A 13,463-nucleotide genomic window follows, 5' to 3' on the forward strand; every position below is an offset into this window, starting at 1 on the left:
CCAGTTCCCGAATTGGTGACTACTCCGCGAATATGACCGCCCTCCTCCCCCGTATCGAACTCGAATCTGCCCCCAACCCCACCGCAGCCGTTATCTGGTTGCACGGCCTGGGGGCCGATGGCAATGATTTTGCGGGCCTGGTGCCCGAACTGGACCTGGAGGGCTGCCCGCCCATCCGCTTTGTTTTCCCGCACGCGCCCAGCATTCCCATCACCATCAACGGTGGTTATGTCATGCCCGGCTGGTACGACCTGTATGGCATGGACCTAGTGAGCAAGCAGGATGACCGTGGCATCCAGAAGTCCGAATGGGCGATCAACGCCTTGATCGAGAACGAAGTGGCGCGCGGCATTCCGTACGAGCGCATCGTGCTGGCCGGCTTCAGCCAGGGCTGCGCCATGGCGCTACACACTGCGCTACGCCTGCCCCACAAGATTGCCGGTGTGATGGCCTTGTCTGGCTACCTGCCGCTGGCAGACCGCTTTCCGTCGGAGCGCCACGCGGCCAACGCGCACACGCCCATCTTCATGGCGCATGGCACGCAAGACCCCGTGGTTGTCATCCAGCGCGGCGAGGAGTCGCGCGACGCGCTGGCCAAGCTGGGCCACCCCGTGCAATGGCACACCTACCCCATGCCCCACAGCGTGCACCCCCGCGAGATTGCAGACATCTCCGCCTTCCTGACCCAGGTGCTGGGCACTGCCGCGTGAGCGGGGAGCAGAGTCGCCCCCTGGTTCTGGGCATTGACTTCGGCACCTCCAATTCCGCCGCCGCGCTGATAGACGCCAGCGGCACGCTACAGGTCATCCCACTGGACGGCGCCCGGGCCGAGATGCCCACCGCGCTGTTCTTTGCCAGCGAGACGCACACCGTGCTGTATGGCGCAGCCGCCATGCAGGCCTACCTGAACGGTACCGAAGGCCGCCTGCTGCGCTCGCTGAAAAGCCTGTTGGGCAGCCGCCTGATGGACGAGTACACCGCAGTGGGCGACAAGAGCATCCGCTTCTTTGACATCGTGGTGCTGTTCTTCAAAGAACTTAAACGCCGCTGTGAAGCCCATGTGGGCCGGCCCCTGACCCACGCCGTGCTGGGCCGCCCCGTGCACTTTGTGGACGACGACGCCGAGCGCGACCTGCTGGCACAAGAGACCCTGGGCCGCGCTGCGCTGGAAGCGGGCTTCACCCACATCGCCTACCAGATGGAACCCATTGCCGCGGCGCTGGACTATGAGCAGCGCGTGGTGCAAGAAACCACAGCGCTGGTGGTGGACATTGGCGGCGGCACATCGGACTTCACCGTCATCCGCCTGAACCCCAAACGCAGCACGCAGTGCGACCGCAGCGCCGACATCTTGGCCACCACGGGTGTGCACATTGGTGGCACCGACTTTGATCGCCTGCTGGACCTGAGCACCGTGATGCCCCACCTGGGCTACAAGCACGTGGGCACGGGCGGGCGCATTGTGCCCAACAGCGTGTTCTTCGACCTGAGCACCTGGCACTTGATCCACCAGGCCTACACGCGCAAGGCACTGCACTTTGCCAAAGAGCTGTGGACCGACTACACCAACCAGACCTTGCACCGCCGCCTGATGGACGCACTGGAAGAACAGCACGGTCACCGCATGCTCGCTGGGGTGGAGGCGGCCAAGATTGCCTGCTCCATCAGCGGGGACAGCGCCGTGGTGGACCTGGCTTTTCTGGACCGCGCGCTCACCCCCACCATCGATGCGCACAGCATGGAGCTAGCCCTGCACACGTCCATCGCCCAAGTGGTGCAATGCGCGCAAGACTGCGTGGCCACCGCGGGCCTGCAAGGGGTGGATGCGGTGTACCTGACGGGCGGTTCATCCGCCTTACGCACGCTGATCGAAGCGCTGCGCCAAGCCATGCCGCAGGCCACGCTGGTGGAAGGCAACCGATTTGGCGGCGTGGCCGCCGGGCTGGCGTGGGCGGGGGCCGTGCAGCAGTTTTAGTTTGCTACTGTTTTAGTAGCCACTGGCGCAAGAGCCGTGCCCCTTTGCCTTCATCGTCACACGTCAACACAAAACTGCCGTGGATGCCCCTGCCCGTCACAAATGGCGTGAGCAGCGTTGCAGGAAACTGGACGGTGCGGCCATCCTGGCATCTGGCCAGGACATTTCTCACTTCGCCCCGGTAGTACTGGAGATAGTCCTGGGCCGAAATGCTGAGTCCGAATTCGAAGCGGCGCATGGTGGACCGGTCTACTCAATGGCCTAGCCGATCCAGCCACGAGAGATCACAGCAGTTTGAAAACATGTCGCTCATGAAATACACCAGCACGCCGCAAAAAAGCACGGAGAGCGCGCAGGCAACGAGCAATCGGCCAAACCGTGGCGTGATGTCTTTCGGTGTATCGGTATTTTGACCATCCATTTCAACGTCCCCAATAAGTGCCCAGCGCCATACACACGCATGCGACCACAGTGATTTGAAATCGCAGGGGCAAGTACCAGGGCGGCAAAAATCCGTCATTGTGCAGCCGCGTGTCCTGCCAATAGTGCGTTGCAAACCCGAGGATCAGCACATAGCCAGTGGCCACACCGTCAAACATCAGTGCCACCCACGCCACCAGGGCGGGGACCACGCTCCAGATCAGGACAGCGTCCCGCTGCTTGTCGGGGATACCGGGTATCGCCAATGCAAAGCCCCAGTGCAACGCCCCCACAAATGTGAGGATGACGGAACCGTAGGAAAACAGCCCCTGGCTCCAGAAGACCACATTGTTTTTGTCCACCGCCGTAGCGACGGTCAACAGCACAAAGGGCAGCAAACCACCGTAGCCCAACCAGGCAATGGTTCGTACCACGGGAGGCGGAATGGGAGATGCCAATGGGGAGCCCTCTGTCGTCTGTGGGACTGTAGCAGTTGCGATATCCCATAAAAAAGAGGCCATCCAAAGGATGGCCTCTTGAACCGGCGCTACGGGAGCGCGCGGGTGTCGGATTACTGTTTGGCAGGCGCTGGAGCGGCAGCTTTGGCCGCCTTGGCTTCAGCACGTTTGGTTTTCTTGGCTGCGCGTTCAGCCTTCTTGGCTTCACGCTTGGCTTTGGCCTCTTCCAGCTTGGCCGCCTTGGCGTCTGCACTGGCCTTGGGTGCGGCTACCGGTGTCTCTTTCGTCGCATCTGGTGTCTTGGTGGCCGCAGGGGTTGCGACAGCAGCTGTTGCTGCAGGTGCTGCGGGTTTTGCAGCTGGCGCTTGTGCGGAAGCACCCAACGCAGAGAGGACCAAGGCAGTAGCGATGAGAGATTGTTTCAACATAGAGACTTTTCGATGCATGGCGATATTGCCATGCACCCTTAACCCCAAGGGCCTCGCCCCGGTTTACGCCATCTTGGTAAACCTTTGTAAAGCGCCCACGTGACGGACCCGCAGCGGCTGCGCACCGCTGCAATGTCCATCACTGGTTTAGCTGGCAGTTTTTACGGAGAGACCGGATACATCCACACTGTGGACGCCCTGCACACCCTCTGCGATCTTCTGCACCAGATCTGCCGCATCTTGCGTGGGCAACGTGCCCTTCAGCGATACGACACCGCTCTTGGTGGTGACGCTGACCTTGAACGCCTTGGCTGCGCTGTTGGCCAGTATTTCGGATTTGACCTTGGTGGTGATCCAGCTATCGGAAACGGCCTTCTCGACCTTGGTCTCAGCTTTTTCGATCTTCTCCGTGGTGGTGGTCGGTTCGTTGGTGGCGGCATAGGCCACGGCTGCGCAAGCCATGAGTGCCACCGCAGCCAAGGCGGGGCGCAAGAGATTGCCGTAGGGGGAAAAAGTGCGGGGAGATGTAGAAATTGACATAGTGGTGTGCCCTCAGTCAGATTGAAAACGCATGGTCAAAACCGGGTGAATGGCTCGGCATGCAGCGGAACCCCAAGAGTGCCGCAACGGGCTTGGTGCTTCGGTGCGCACGCGCACACACGGAGCCATTCTGCGCGGCATCAAGTGTGAAAAAACGTAACCCTGGAGCCGCTCACAGCGCGCACTGGTAAGGGGTCAATCGCGCGGTCATCGGGCAGCAGACTCGCCGAACGCCTGGATAAACCGGTGCACAAAATGCAATTTGGTGATGGCAGACTTGCGCAGCACAAAGGGATAGAAGTCGGGCAGACCCATACCCAGCGAGAACTCGTTGAGTACGCTGGTCAGCCCGACCCACGCGTTGAAAAACGCCAGAAACTCCGTATCCACCGCGTCATCCTCGTCAGACAAGCGGTACAGCACATCCGTTTCAAACGGATCTTTCAACAGATCCACCTGATCGCGCGCCATGCCGGCGCCCATGGCGGTATCCAGGGTGTCCACCATGTGCAGGTAGTGCGCCCAGGTTTCGGCCCAGTCTTCCCAGGGATGGGAACTGGCGTAGGCGCTGACACTGTTGTCCGCCCAGGCGGGGTCAGGGCCGTTCGCGTAGTGCTGTTGCAGCGCCGCCGCGTAGTCCTGCCGCTCGTCGCCAAATAGCGCACGAAAGGGCTCGTGCCACAGGCTTCCCTCCAGCAGGCGACTCCAGTAGTAGTGGCCCGACTCATGCCGTACATGCCCGAGCACAGTGCGGTACGGCTCATGCATGGCAGACCGGATGGCTTCGCGCGCCGCATCGTCCGCCTCATTGACGTTGACGGTGATGATGCCGTCCTGGTGGCCCGTGGTCACCGGCAGAGGTACCGCATCCACCAATAGATCGAAGGCCAGACCTCGCTGCGGGTCTTCCTCGATGCGAGAGGCCACCGGCAGGCCCAGGGCAATCAATGAAGACACCAGCCGACGCTTGGCCACCTCCACCGCATGCCACAGGGCTGCGTTCTGCCCGATGCTGGGGTCTGGCACCGTGCGATTCAGTCGGCAGCATCTGCACAGGTCGTGGCTCTCCCCCTCTGCCACTCTGATGAGCCAGTTGCATTGGGGCGCCAGGCTGAAATTGGCACAGCGGCGGTACACCCTACCCTGCTCCGCAGCCGCCCCCGCTACGTACCAGTTGCCAGCCTCGTCCAGGGATTCCAGCGGCAGGATGGCGGCCGTGTCGGGCTCATAACCCAGCGCCCTGCCGCAGTGCAAACACAGGTGATTGCGAAAAAAGACCGGGTAGCCGCACTGGCACTGGCCAATGCGGTGGGTGTGGGGCTGCCGGTGCCCCGGTGTGTCCTGCAGATGTGCCATTTCCATGGCCCAAGACTATGCAGATGGGGGAAGCTCATCCGTGCGTTTGCGCACGTTGTTCGGGCAGCCATACGGCCGGGCCCGGCACAGCGTGGTCCCAAGGCCAGGTGTATTCTTGAGCCCGATGGAAACCGCCACCGTAAAACGCTACCTGCCATGGGTGGTAGCCACCACGCTCTTCATGGAGCAACTGGACTCCACCATCGTCAATACGGCGGTGCCGGCCATGGCGGCAAGCCTCAACGTGTCGCCCCTCAGCCTGAAAGGGGTGGTGGCAAGCTACATCCTGAGCCTGGCGGTCGGTATTCCCATCAGCGGGTGGATGGCCGACAAGTTCGGGACGCGAAAAGTCTTTGCCTGGGCGGTCGTCATCTTCACGCTTTCCTCGGTTCTGTGTGGCTTGTCCGTCAATGTGCCGATGCTGGTTACGGCCCGCATTCTGCAGGGGATTGGTGCCGCCATGATGATGCCCGTGGGAAGGCTGACCATCATTCGCACCTTCGCCAAATCCGAGCTTTTGGTGGCAATGAATTTCGTGGTCATTCCTGCCTTGATCGGGCCTCTGCTTGGTCCCACGATTGGCGGGCTTATCGTGCATTGGCTGTCCTGGCGCGACATCTTTTTTGTCAATGTTCCCGTGGGGGTGGTCGCGTTATGGCTGATCCATCGCTACATGCCAGACTACCGCGACCCTACGCGCGGCTCCCTGGATGTCATCGGCCTGCTGCTCTTCAGCTCGGGGACGGCGCTGCTGTCGTGGGTGCTGGAGGTGTTTGGCGAACATCAGATTGACGGGGCCACCGCGGCCATGCTTCTGGTGGTGGCCGTCAGCCTTTTGCTGGGCTATGGCTTCCACGCAGGGCACACCAGCTTTCCGCTATTGCGCCTTACCCTGTTCAGGGTGCGGACCTTCCGCATCTCCGTACTCGGGGGTTTTGTCACCCGACTGGGGCTGGGCGGCATGCCGTTTTTGTTGCCCCTGCTGTACCAGGTGGGGCTGGGGCTGTCCGCATGGGAATCGGGACTGCTCATGATGCCGGCCGCCGTAGCCGCCATGGGCATGAAGCTCGTGGCGTCCAAAGTGCTTGCGCGCTTTGGCTACCGCCAGGTGCTGATCGTCAACACGGTATGCATCGGCGTCACCGTGTCCCTGTTTTCACTGGTTGCGGCCAGTACGCCGCTGTGGCTAATTGCCTGTCTGGGTCTGGCCCAGGGTTTTTTCAACTCACTGCAATTCACCAGCATGAACTCCATGGCCTACGCCGACATAGAGGCCAAGGACTCCAGCATGGCCAGCACCATTGGCAGTTCCCTGCAACAGCTGTCCATGAGCTTCGGCCTGGCTTGCGGGTCTCTTGTGACCGGGTGGTACCTGGGTAACGTACCGCAAACCGACAGGCTTGCGGTAACTAACGCATTGCACCACGCGTTCCTGACGCTGGGTGCCATCACCATCGTCTCGTCGCTGTCCTTCTGGGCGTTGAAGGCGGGTGACGGGGATGCAGTGAGCCAGGGGTCCACGCCATCGACCTGACAGCCACCAGTGCTCAGCGGTCCTTGTTGGTGATGATGCGGTCGTTCTTGCGGGGCCGGCCCGCGCGCCCGGCCTTGGACCAGTCGTAGTCCTGCCCGTCGGGGGTCTTCCCGTCCGCGACGGTGTCCACACCGGGCTTGCCCGCATGCTGCGGGTTTTCGCTGGCCATGGTCACGAAGCGGTGGCCGGCATCGCGCTTCGCTTTGGTGATTTGGAGTGCTTGGCCGAGCTCTGCGGTCTCTTCGCCATGCACCTGCTGGTCTTCGTCGGTCCAGTAAATCTTGAACATTGGCTCTCTTTCGTGTTGAGGCCTCGCATCCTACCTGCCAACAGGGTCACGGGCTTGGCGAAAGCGTGCGGCTTCGCACCAACAAGGCGCGTTGGCCCAGGTCCAATGGCACCACTGACACCCTGGAGGAGCCCTCATGCCCAAATCTGCCTGGAACGCCAAACGCGAACGTCAATACTTGCACATCAAGGAAAGCCTGTTGGACCATGGAAAGCCGGCACCCTTGGCTAAGGAAATCGCCGCGCGCGTGGTCAACAAGGAGCGCGCCCGACACGGAGAATCCACGGAGGCCAGTCCGTCATCCCTGAACGACATGTCTTCCGCCCGGCGCGGAGGCCTGCGCTCGCACAGCGGCGCGGGCGGTCGGACTGTGCAGCAGCTACGCAATGAAGCACGCCAGCGCGGAATCAAGGGACGTTCCCGCATGAACAAGGCGCAACTGGAACAGGCCCTGAAGGCCTGACAGGCGAGCTGCGCCGTACGGTTTCAGGGGCTTTCAAGCAGATCGATAGTTCCGTGTTCGCCCATACCTATGGGTTTGCTGGCAACGACGGAGGCCGCCATCGCGAACAAGCGCACCATCTTGCTGTGGCCAGAATCCCAGTACTCGACCGTCTGCGCCTGGATCTTCAGCAGCGCGAGGTTGGGGGAGTTTTCCCCGTCGGGAAACCAGGGCTTCATGAGCGGCGACCACAACGCATGCACCTGCGCACGGTCGTCGCTGACCACACCGTGGCCGGCGATGGATACATAGGTGGAGTCCTCTTCATTGGAGAAGCTCAGGTTCACCCGGTCCAGCTGGTTGACCGTGGTCGAGTTCGTGTCGGCAAAGAGCCAGAACACTCCCTCACTGTCCATCTTCAAGACAGACATGGGGCGGCTTACCAGCCGGTCATCCGCATCGATGCTGGTCAGCATGGCGATATGCATGCCGTCAATCAGATCGCGAATCTTCTGCAAATCTGGCGCGGTTTGGGTGTCAATTTTCATGCTTCACTCCGGTTTCGTTGGACTTCCCATCGTGCGTCACCCTGACCTTGGCGTCTGTGTTTCATCCAACACAGCATGCGGGCACTCCACCTACACTCACAGCCACTGTTTACCCCGTTCACCCCTTGCAAGCTCAGGTCGGACGGTCACGTTAAATACTATTAATTTTGTAGCTGTAAACCTAGGCGGAATAAGGGCTATAAGGCAAATTGGAGTTTGAGTAGCTCAGTGCCGATATTTTTCGACAGCGGCCACGATCGCCTGCACGATGGCATCTTGCTTGGCGATATCGGCCACGTATTTTTCGTCCTCCGCGTCCACGATCACACCTACCTCCAGCAATACCGCGGGCACCGTGGTTTTTCGCAAAACCAGTAGCTCGTCAAATTTGTAAATGCCCAATTTGGCATCGAGCAGTTCGCGGTTTTCGCCTGCGATGGGTTCGGCATGGTGCAGCGTGGGATGGCGACCCAGTGCGAGCAATGCTTGCCCCAGTAGCTTGGCAAACTGCTGGCTTTGTGCAAACCTGGGATTGAGTTGGGACACAAAGATGGAGTAACCGGCAATCGGCTGAACGGTCTGGTATGCGGGTGTGCCGTTGACTTCAGTTTTGGTCAGGTATTTCAGCTGCGCTGAGTCGTGGTGCAGTGCCAAAAATAAATCCGCCTGGCGGGCATTTGCCAGTTCAGCGCGTCCGTCCAGGCTGATCTCTTCTGAGGGTGCACGCGTGACCACCACTTGCACGTCAGGGGCTTGTAAAGCCTTGGCCAGTTTTGCACTCAGTGCATCGTTGTAGGTGACTTCGTGGATGCCCTTGACGCCCAAAGCACCGGCTTGCTTGGGGGTGTGGCCGGGGTCTATAACAATGACGAATGGTTTGTCTGCGGTGCGCGCAGCGTCAGCCGCATCACAGGGAGCGGCGCATATCAAAAAAGCGCACAGACACAAAAATGCCTGTGCGCTGCGTGCTTTTAAATAGCGCCAAAACAAGGTTTTCCGCCTATTCGTTCAAACGGCTCATTCCCAAGATTTTTTGGCGATAGCGGTGTCGTTGCAAGTGCCGGTTTTGCACTCACGCGCACGGTCGCGCAGGTACTCGGCGCGCTCACGGTTAAGTTTGTAGTTGCAGCTGACGTCAATGGAGCCAGAGCGCTCGCACGACGCATCCCGGTATTTGATCCAATCGCGTTGTGTCGCAGTCAGTTGCTGTTTTACATTGTCTTTGAGCGGTTTTCGCAGCTCGGTGTATACAGCATTCAGCTCTTTGTCGGATTCTAAAAACAACTTGGCGACACAATAGGTTTTGTCATAGCTGGTCTTGAACTTGTCGCAGCTTTCCGTGTCTTCCGCGTGGGCAAATTGTGCTGAAAAGGCCAAACCCGCAGCCACCGAAGCCAAAGTCAAAAATTTCATAAATTCTCCGAATGTAGGATTGGGAATTATGGGCGATGCGCCCATGGCAGAAGCCATTCGCCATTTCCCGTCTGTCACATCTTTATCAGTGATACTTCGACGGTCCGGATCGGCTCTTGGCTACGTTTCACGATACCAGCCCTTCAATCAGCCGACATGGTTCGCCTGTTGTTTAAACACATACCACCCATCTGGCCCATGAATTTTTTCACTTTGTCCAAGACCAAAAAGACTTTGGCAGCGCTTGCATTGCTTGTGTTTGCGCTCCTATTTCTCCTTGCCAAGAACGATTTTCAATATTTCAAATACTACGTCTACGACTTTACGCACGAAAGCGATAGATTCGCAGCGCTAGTGAGTACACAAGGCGATACGGAGGCAAGTGCCGTCGCCGAGTCAAAAACAATCGCTATCTTTACCGGTGATACAGGTCATATCACCAAGGGCAAGCTTCTGAATGCAAGTTACAAAAAAGAGTACGACCAGCTTCCTGAAAAACTTTACGCCCTCCATTTTGGTGAAACCATTTACTGCGTTACCTGCACTGACGACAAGGGGAAAAAGCAACCCGGGTACTCCGTGATTGAAACGAATACGCTTCAGGATCTGGAAAAGTATCGACCGGCGGTTGGTCAGGAAAACTGGATTGCGTATTTAAAGCTCGCCATGAAGGGCGCTGTTGAATACCCCGCCTTGCTGCCCACCATCCTTAACGAAAACTACTTGATGTCGGCAGAAAACTTCAGCAGAAAATACGGCCACAGCTTCGATGCGTTTTATCTCAAGGAATTGCCGTATGGCGTCAAAGAGAAACTCCTTCAGTTTTACTCATCCGACGAAGGAGCGAACTATCGGTTCCTCAAATCCGGAAACCTCAAATACTCAAGCCTGTTAAGAGAAGGCAATTTCAGCGGGCAAGATAAAAAAGAAATCGCAATTCTTCTCAAGAACACGCGAGAAGAACTGAACGACACCTACATCCTCCTGGTTTTTCTCAGAAAGAACGATCCCTCTCTTCATCCGGAGTACTACATCGCATTTAACGAAGTTTTTCAAGGCAAGGTCATCCTTGAAACTGTTTATCCCGATCCGGAGGAGCGGTGGGATCACAAGGTATTTATGAATACGGAGGAGAAAGTGGAGACCAAGTACGACAGCTTGCGAATTCTCCAGCCAGAACAGAAAGACAATGTCCTGGTTTACGATGAGAAATTCGACGGGATGAGGAAGTACCTACAGCTTCCAAAGTCCGAGATAAAAACAAAATCTGGTGATTAGTCAATGAGGACATCTGCAAACGTCGCCACGACCTTCACCCAGTCGTGACCGCGAGATCTGTAAGCTTGTTAAGCGGGCTGATCAATGAAGCCCCATCGCGCGTCGCCCCCCGGCAGTCTATGCACTGTCCAACATAGCACTCCACCTACACTCACAGCCTTCCCACTGCTTACCCGTTCACCCCTTGCAAGCCCTGCTCGACACCATCGCCGCGATGGACCTGCCCACTGACGCCCAACGCATCTTCCACGGCCGTGGTGGCCTGCATCCCGGCTGCGAGCAATGGGCGCTGGACGCCTACCCGCCTGTGCTGGTGCTCACCTGTTTTCAGCCGGTGGCCGATGCCACGCTGGCGACGGTCGGCACCGCACTGGCCGCACGCTGGGAGCAGATCGCGCCCGGACAACCGCTGAACTGGGTGTTCCAGTGCCGGGCCGAAGGCCAGACGGATACCCGGTTGATGGCCGGCACCGTGCCCGACCCGCACGTGGTGACCGAGGCCGGCACGCAGTACAAGGTGCACGTGCTGCGTGGGCAAAACCATGGCCTGTTTCTGGACATGGCCGAGGGCCGGCGCTGGGTGCGCCAGCATGTGGCCGCGCACCCCAAGACGTATGCGTTCAAGGTGCTCAACCTGTTTGCCTACACCTGTGCCTTCTCGGTGGTGGCGCTGCAGGCGGGCGCCAAGCAGGTGGTCAATGTGGACATGGGCCAGGGCGCGCTCGCCATTGGCCAGCAAAACCACCGGCTCAACGGCTTCAACACCGGCGCCAGTTTTCTGGCGCACGACATCTTCAAGACCTGGGGCAAGATCACGCGTGGCGGGCCGTACGACCTGGTCATCGTGGACCCGCCCAGCTACCAGAAAGGCAGCTTTGTGGCCACCAAGGATTACGCCCGCCTGGTGCGCCGCCTGCCCGAGTTACTGGCGCCCGAAGGCCATGCGCTGGTGTGCCTGAATGCGCCTGAGCTGGACACGGCCTTCCTGCAAACCCACCTGCAAGAGCAGGCGCCCACACTGCGCTTTGTGCAGCGCCTGCCCAACCCGGCCACATTTGCCGACGCATCACCCGAGCGCGCGCTCAAAGTGCTGCTGTACCAAGCCCCTCCGCTGTAACCCGGTATGGACCTCCACCGCGCGCGCTGGTATCACCTGGCTGCACTGGCCTGGCTGCTAGTGGCACGGGGCGCATGGGGCGCGCCGTGGGACGCGCTGCGGGCGCAGGAAATTGCCGAGTGCCGCCCCGGCGAAGTAGCCACCTGGGGCGATGCCGCAGACCGCCCGGCAGTCGCCACGCCGCTGGTGTTTGCGTACAGCCACGCAGAAGCCCCTCCGTGGTTCCCGCAATCCCTGGTGCTGGCCACCCTGGAGCGTGCCGCCACCGCATGGTCCGCGTGCGGCATTCCGGCCAAGGTGCTGCTGGTGCCGCCGGAGGAGCCCGTGCCACCCAATGCCATCCGCGTGCACTGGAGTGAAGCAGGCAGCCAGCACAACTTTGGCCTGGCCAACCTGGGTCTGAAAACCATCGCCCTGGGGCCTTCGGCGTTTCAGCTGCTCAACACCCGCAACCCGGCGCACGACGCGCGAGAGACCTTGCAGATGGTGATCTCGCACGAGATGGGCCACCTGTTTGGCGTGGTGGCACATTCCCGGCGCTGTGTGGACGTGAGCTCTTACTACAACAATGCACAGGGCGAGCAGTGCAGCATCCGCGGCGGCCAAGCCCGACCGCCGGGCGTAGAGTACCGATCTGCACTGCCCACGGCCTGCGACATCCAGCGCTGCCGCGCCGCCAACCCCTGAAAGACCCCCATGCCCGCCACCGAAATCCAGGTCACCGCCGCCGGCACCGTTGCCGGCAAATCCCTGCTCATCCCCACCGGACAGCACGGCCCTACCCTGCCCCATGTGCAGGACTGGGTCACGGCCAAGCTCAAGGCCAAGCAGCCCGTCAAGGACGTCAGCAACACCGTGCTGGTCAAGGGCATCAAGCAATGGTCGGCCTACGAGGAAAAGGCGGGGGGCAAGAAAGTGCTCACGGTCTTCAAAATCACCTGACCCTGCCAGCGGCACGGCCTGCCGACTTCTGGCAAACTGCCACTCCCCTATCCACCGGAGGAAAACCATGGCTCTACGCATCAACGATCTCGTCCCCAACTTCACGGCCGATACCGACCAGGGCCCCATCACATTCCACGAGTGGATTGGCTCCGGTTGGGCGATTCTGTTTTCCCACCCCAAAGACTTCACCCCCGTGTGCACCACCGAATTCGGCGCCGTGGCCCAGTTGGCCGACGAGTGGGCCAAGCGCGGCACCAAGGTGATCGGTGTGTCCGTGGACGGCGTGGAAGCGCACAAGAAATGGAAAGGCGACATTGAGAGCTTTGCAGGCTCCAAGGCCGGCTTCCCCATCGTGGCAGACGAAGGCCTGGCCGTGTCCAAGCTGTTTGACATGCTGCCCGCCGAGGCCTACCTGCCCGATGGCCGCACCGCTGCCGATACCGCCACCGTGCGCTCGGTGTTCATCATCGGCCCGGACAAGAAGCTCAAGCTCTCCATGACCTACCCCATGTCGGTGGGCCGCAACTTTGCCGAAGTGCTGCGCGCGCTGGACGCCTTGCAACTGACCTTCAACGTGCCCCTGGCCACCCCCGCCAACTGGACCGTGGGCCAGGACGTGATCGTGGCCCTGTCGCTCAACGACGACCAGGCCCGCGAGAAGTACGGCCACCTCGATATCAAGCTGCCCTACCTGCGCACCACCCACGCGCCCAAGTAAGG

18 protein-coding genes are annotated in these 13,463 nt (G+C 60.0%); 9 read left to right on the forward strand and 9 right to left on the reverse strand.

Features of this window, described 5'->3' with window-relative positions:
• Positions 1–32: 32 nt before the first annotated feature.
• Both AC1DZ5_RS01595 and AC1DZ5_RS01600 read left to right on the forward strand, forming a co-directional pair.
• Complete coding sequence (locus AC1DZ5_RS01595) at positions 33–710, forward strand: alpha/beta hydrolase (RefSeq protein ID WP_477885364.1); 678 nt, start codon at positions 33–35, stop codon at positions 708–710.
• Positions 707–1,975, forward strand: a complete 1,269-nt coding sequence (locus tag AC1DZ5_RS01600; RefSeq protein ID WP_477885366.1) for an Hsp70 family protein — start codon at positions 707–709, stop codon at positions 1,973–1,975. The genes AC1DZ5_RS01595 and AC1DZ5_RS01600 overlap by 4 nt, the downstream gene beginning before the upstream one ends.
• A gap of 4 nt (positions 1,976–1,979) precedes the next feature.
• Here AC1DZ5_RS01600 and AC1DZ5_RS01605 read toward each other — a convergent pair whose 3' ends face one another.
• From AC1DZ5_RS01605 to AC1DZ5_RS01625, 5 genes are all read right to left on the reverse strand, one after another.
• Positions 1,980–2,213 carry a DUF2835 family protein gene (locus AC1DZ5_RS01605; RefSeq protein WP_477885368.1) on the reverse strand — a complete coding sequence of 78 codons (234 nt, stop codon included), beginning with the start codon at positions 2,211–2,213 and terminating at the stop codon, positions 1,980–1,982.
• Between the two features lie 184 nt (positions 2,214–2,397).
• Positions 2,398–2,853, reverse strand: coding sequence for a DUF3429 domain-containing protein (locus AC1DZ5_RS01610; RefSeq protein ID WP_477885370.1), 456 nt, complete (start codon positions 2,851–2,853; stop codon positions 2,398–2,400).
• Positions 2,854–2,966: 113 nt separating this feature from the next.
• Positions 2,967–3,281, reverse strand: a complete 315-nt coding sequence (locus AC1DZ5_RS01615; protein WP_477885372.1) for a hypothetical protein — start codon at positions 3,279–3,281, stop codon at positions 2,967–2,969.
• Between the two features lie 147 nt (positions 3,282–3,428).
• A complete protein-coding gene (locus AC1DZ5_RS01620; protein WP_310345586.1) occupies positions 3,429–3,821 on the reverse strand; it encodes a BON domain-containing protein in 393 nt (130 codons plus the stop codon).
• 207 nt (positions 3,822–4,028) lie between these two features.
• Positions 4,029–5,183, reverse strand: a complete 1,155-nt coding sequence (locus tag AC1DZ5_RS01625; protein WP_477885374.1) for a zinc-binding metallopeptidase family protein — start codon at positions 5,181–5,183, stop codon at positions 4,029–4,031.
• A 118-nt stretch (positions 5,184–5,301) separates the two neighbouring features.
• Between AC1DZ5_RS01625 and AC1DZ5_RS01630 the strand changes: the two genes are divergently transcribed.
• Positions 5,302–6,711 (forward strand): DHA2 family efflux MFS transporter permease subunit, encoded by a 1,410-nt coding sequence (locus AC1DZ5_RS01630; protein WP_477885376.1) that lies wholly within the window; start codon positions 5,302–5,304, stop codon positions 6,709–6,711.
• A gap of 13 nt (positions 6,712–6,724) precedes the next feature.
• Here AC1DZ5_RS01630 and AC1DZ5_RS01635 read toward each other — a convergent pair whose 3' ends face one another.
• Complete coding sequence (locus AC1DZ5_RS01635) at positions 6,725–7,000, reverse strand: hypothetical protein (RefSeq protein WP_477885378.1); 276 nt, start codon at positions 6,998–7,000, stop codon at positions 6,725–6,727.
• 136 nt (positions 7,001–7,136) lie between these two features.
• On the opposite strand from AC1DZ5_RS01635, the gene AC1DZ5_RS01640 reads away from it, so the two are divergent.
• Positions 7,137–7,463, forward strand: coding sequence for a plasmid stabilization protein (locus tag AC1DZ5_RS01640; RefSeq protein ID WP_477684968.1), 327 nt, complete (start codon positions 7,137–7,139; stop codon positions 7,461–7,463).
• 23 nt (positions 7,464–7,486) lie between these two features.
• Here the strand turns inward: AC1DZ5_RS01640 and AC1DZ5_RS01645 are convergent, their stop codons facing one another.
• From AC1DZ5_RS01645 to AC1DZ5_RS01655, 3 genes are all read right to left on the reverse strand, one after another.
• Positions 7,487–7,990 (reverse strand): pyridoxamine 5'-phosphate oxidase family protein, encoded by a 504-nt coding sequence (locus AC1DZ5_RS01645; RefSeq protein WP_477885380.1) that lies wholly within the window; start codon positions 7,988–7,990, stop codon positions 7,487–7,489.
• Between the two features lie 225 nt (positions 7,991–8,215).
• Positions 8,216–8,920 (reverse strand): N-acetylmuramoyl-L-alanine amidase family protein, encoded by a 705-nt coding sequence (locus tag AC1DZ5_RS01650; RefSeq protein WP_477885382.1) that lies wholly within the window; start codon positions 8,918–8,920, stop codon positions 8,216–8,218.
• 87 nt (positions 8,921–9,007) lie between these two features.
• Positions 9,008–9,460 carry a lysozyme inhibitor LprI family protein gene (locus AC1DZ5_RS01655; protein ID WP_477885384.1) on the reverse strand — a complete coding sequence of 151 codons (453 nt, stop codon included), beginning with the start codon at positions 9,458–9,460 and terminating at the stop codon, positions 9,008–9,010.
• 141 nt (positions 9,461–9,601) lie between these two features.
• On the opposite strand from AC1DZ5_RS01655, the gene AC1DZ5_RS01660 reads away from it, so the two are divergent.
• The 5 genes from AC1DZ5_RS01660 (at position 9,602) to AC1DZ5_RS01680 (ending at position 13,461) form a co-directional block, all read left to right on the forward strand.
• Positions 9,602–10,681 (forward strand): hypothetical protein, encoded by a 1,080-nt coding sequence (locus AC1DZ5_RS01660; protein WP_477885386.1) that lies wholly within the window; start codon positions 9,602–9,604, stop codon positions 10,679–10,681.
• A 184-nt stretch (positions 10,682–10,865) separates the two neighbouring features.
• On the forward strand, positions 10,866–11,798 hold the full coding sequence (locus AC1DZ5_RS01665) for a class I SAM-dependent methyltransferase (RefSeq protein ID WP_477885388.1): 933 nt from the start codon (positions 10,866–10,868) through the stop codon (positions 11,796–11,798).
• 6 nt (positions 11,799–11,804) lie between these two features.
• Entirely contained in the window at positions 11,805–12,485 is a 681-nt protein-coding gene (locus AC1DZ5_RS01670; protein WP_477885390.1) for a hypothetical protein, read from the forward strand.
• Positions 12,486–12,494: 9 nt separating this feature from the next.
• Positions 12,495–12,740: a hypothetical protein gene (locus tag AC1DZ5_RS01675; protein ID WP_477885392.1), complete on the forward strand. Its 246-nt coding sequence runs from the start codon at positions 12,495–12,497 to the stop codon at positions 12,738–12,740.
• A gap of 67 nt (positions 12,741–12,807) precedes the next feature.
• Complete coding sequence (locus AC1DZ5_RS01680; RefSeq protein WP_477885394.1) at positions 12,808–13,461, forward strand: peroxiredoxin; 654 nt, start codon at positions 12,808–12,810, stop codon at positions 13,459–13,461.
• Positions 13,462–13,463 lie beyond the last annotated feature (2 nt).

The organism is Rhodoferax sp. P1_F3, assembly GCF_056405715.1.

What these genes read in the sequence shown, in the direction of transcription:
- AC1DZ5_RS01680 (WP_477885394.1), top strand. Translation starts at nt 12,808, where the DNA reads ATGGCTCTACGCATCAACGATCTCGTCCCCAACTTCACGGCCGATACC.
- AC1DZ5_RS01675 (WP_477885392.1), top strand. Translation starts at nt 12,495, where the DNA reads ATGCCCGCCACCGAAATCCAGGTCACCGCCGCCGGCACCGTTGCCGGC.
- AC1DZ5_RS01645 (WP_477885380.1), bottom strand. Translation starts at nt 7,990, where the DNA reads ATGAAAATTGACACCCAAACCGCGCCAGATTTGCAGAAGATTCGCGAT.
- AC1DZ5_RS01660 (WP_477885386.1), top strand. Translation starts at nt 9,602, where the DNA reads ATGAATTTTTTCACTTTGTCCAAGACCAAAAAGACTTTGGCAGCGCTT.
- AC1DZ5_RS01625 (WP_477885374.1), bottom strand. Translation starts at nt 5,183, where the DNA reads ATGGAAATGGCACATCTGCAGGACACACCGGGGCACCGGCAGCCCCAC.
- AC1DZ5_RS01640 (WP_477684968.1), top strand. Translation starts at nt 7,137, where the DNA reads ATGCCCAAATCTGCCTGGAACGCCAAACGCGAACGTCAATACTTGCAC.
- AC1DZ5_RS01655 (WP_477885384.1), bottom strand. Translation starts at nt 9,460, where the DNA reads ATGGCTTCTGCCATGGGCGCATCGCCCATAATTCCCAATCCTACATTC.
- AC1DZ5_RS01630 (WP_477885376.1), top strand. Translation starts at nt 5,302, where the DNA reads ATGGAAACCGCCACCGTAAAACGCTACCTGCCATGGGTGGTAGCCACC.
- AC1DZ5_RS01605 (WP_477885368.1), bottom strand. Translation starts at nt 2,213, where the DNA reads ATGCGCCGCTTCGAATTCGGACTCAGCATTTCGGCCCAGGACTATCTC.
- AC1DZ5_RS01620 (WP_310345586.1), bottom strand. Translation starts at nt 3,821, where the DNA reads ATGTCAATTTCTACATCTCCCCGCACTTTTTCCCCCTACGGCAATCTC.
- AC1DZ5_RS01670 (WP_477885390.1), top strand. Translation starts at nt 11,805, where the DNA reads ATGGACCTCCACCGCGCGCGCTGGTATCACCTGGCTGCACTGGCCTGG.
- AC1DZ5_RS01635 (WP_477885378.1), bottom strand. Translation starts at nt 7,000, where the DNA reads ATGTTCAAGATTTACTGGACCGACGAAGACCAGCAGGTGCATGGCGAA.
- AC1DZ5_RS01615 (WP_477885372.1), bottom strand. Translation starts at nt 3,281, where the DNA reads ATGTTGAAACAATCTCTCATCGCTACTGCCTTGGTCCTCTCTGCGTTG.
- AC1DZ5_RS01595 (WP_477885364.1), top strand. Translation starts at nt 33, where the DNA reads ATGACCGCCCTCCTCCCCCGTATCGAACTCGAATCTGCCCCCAACCCC.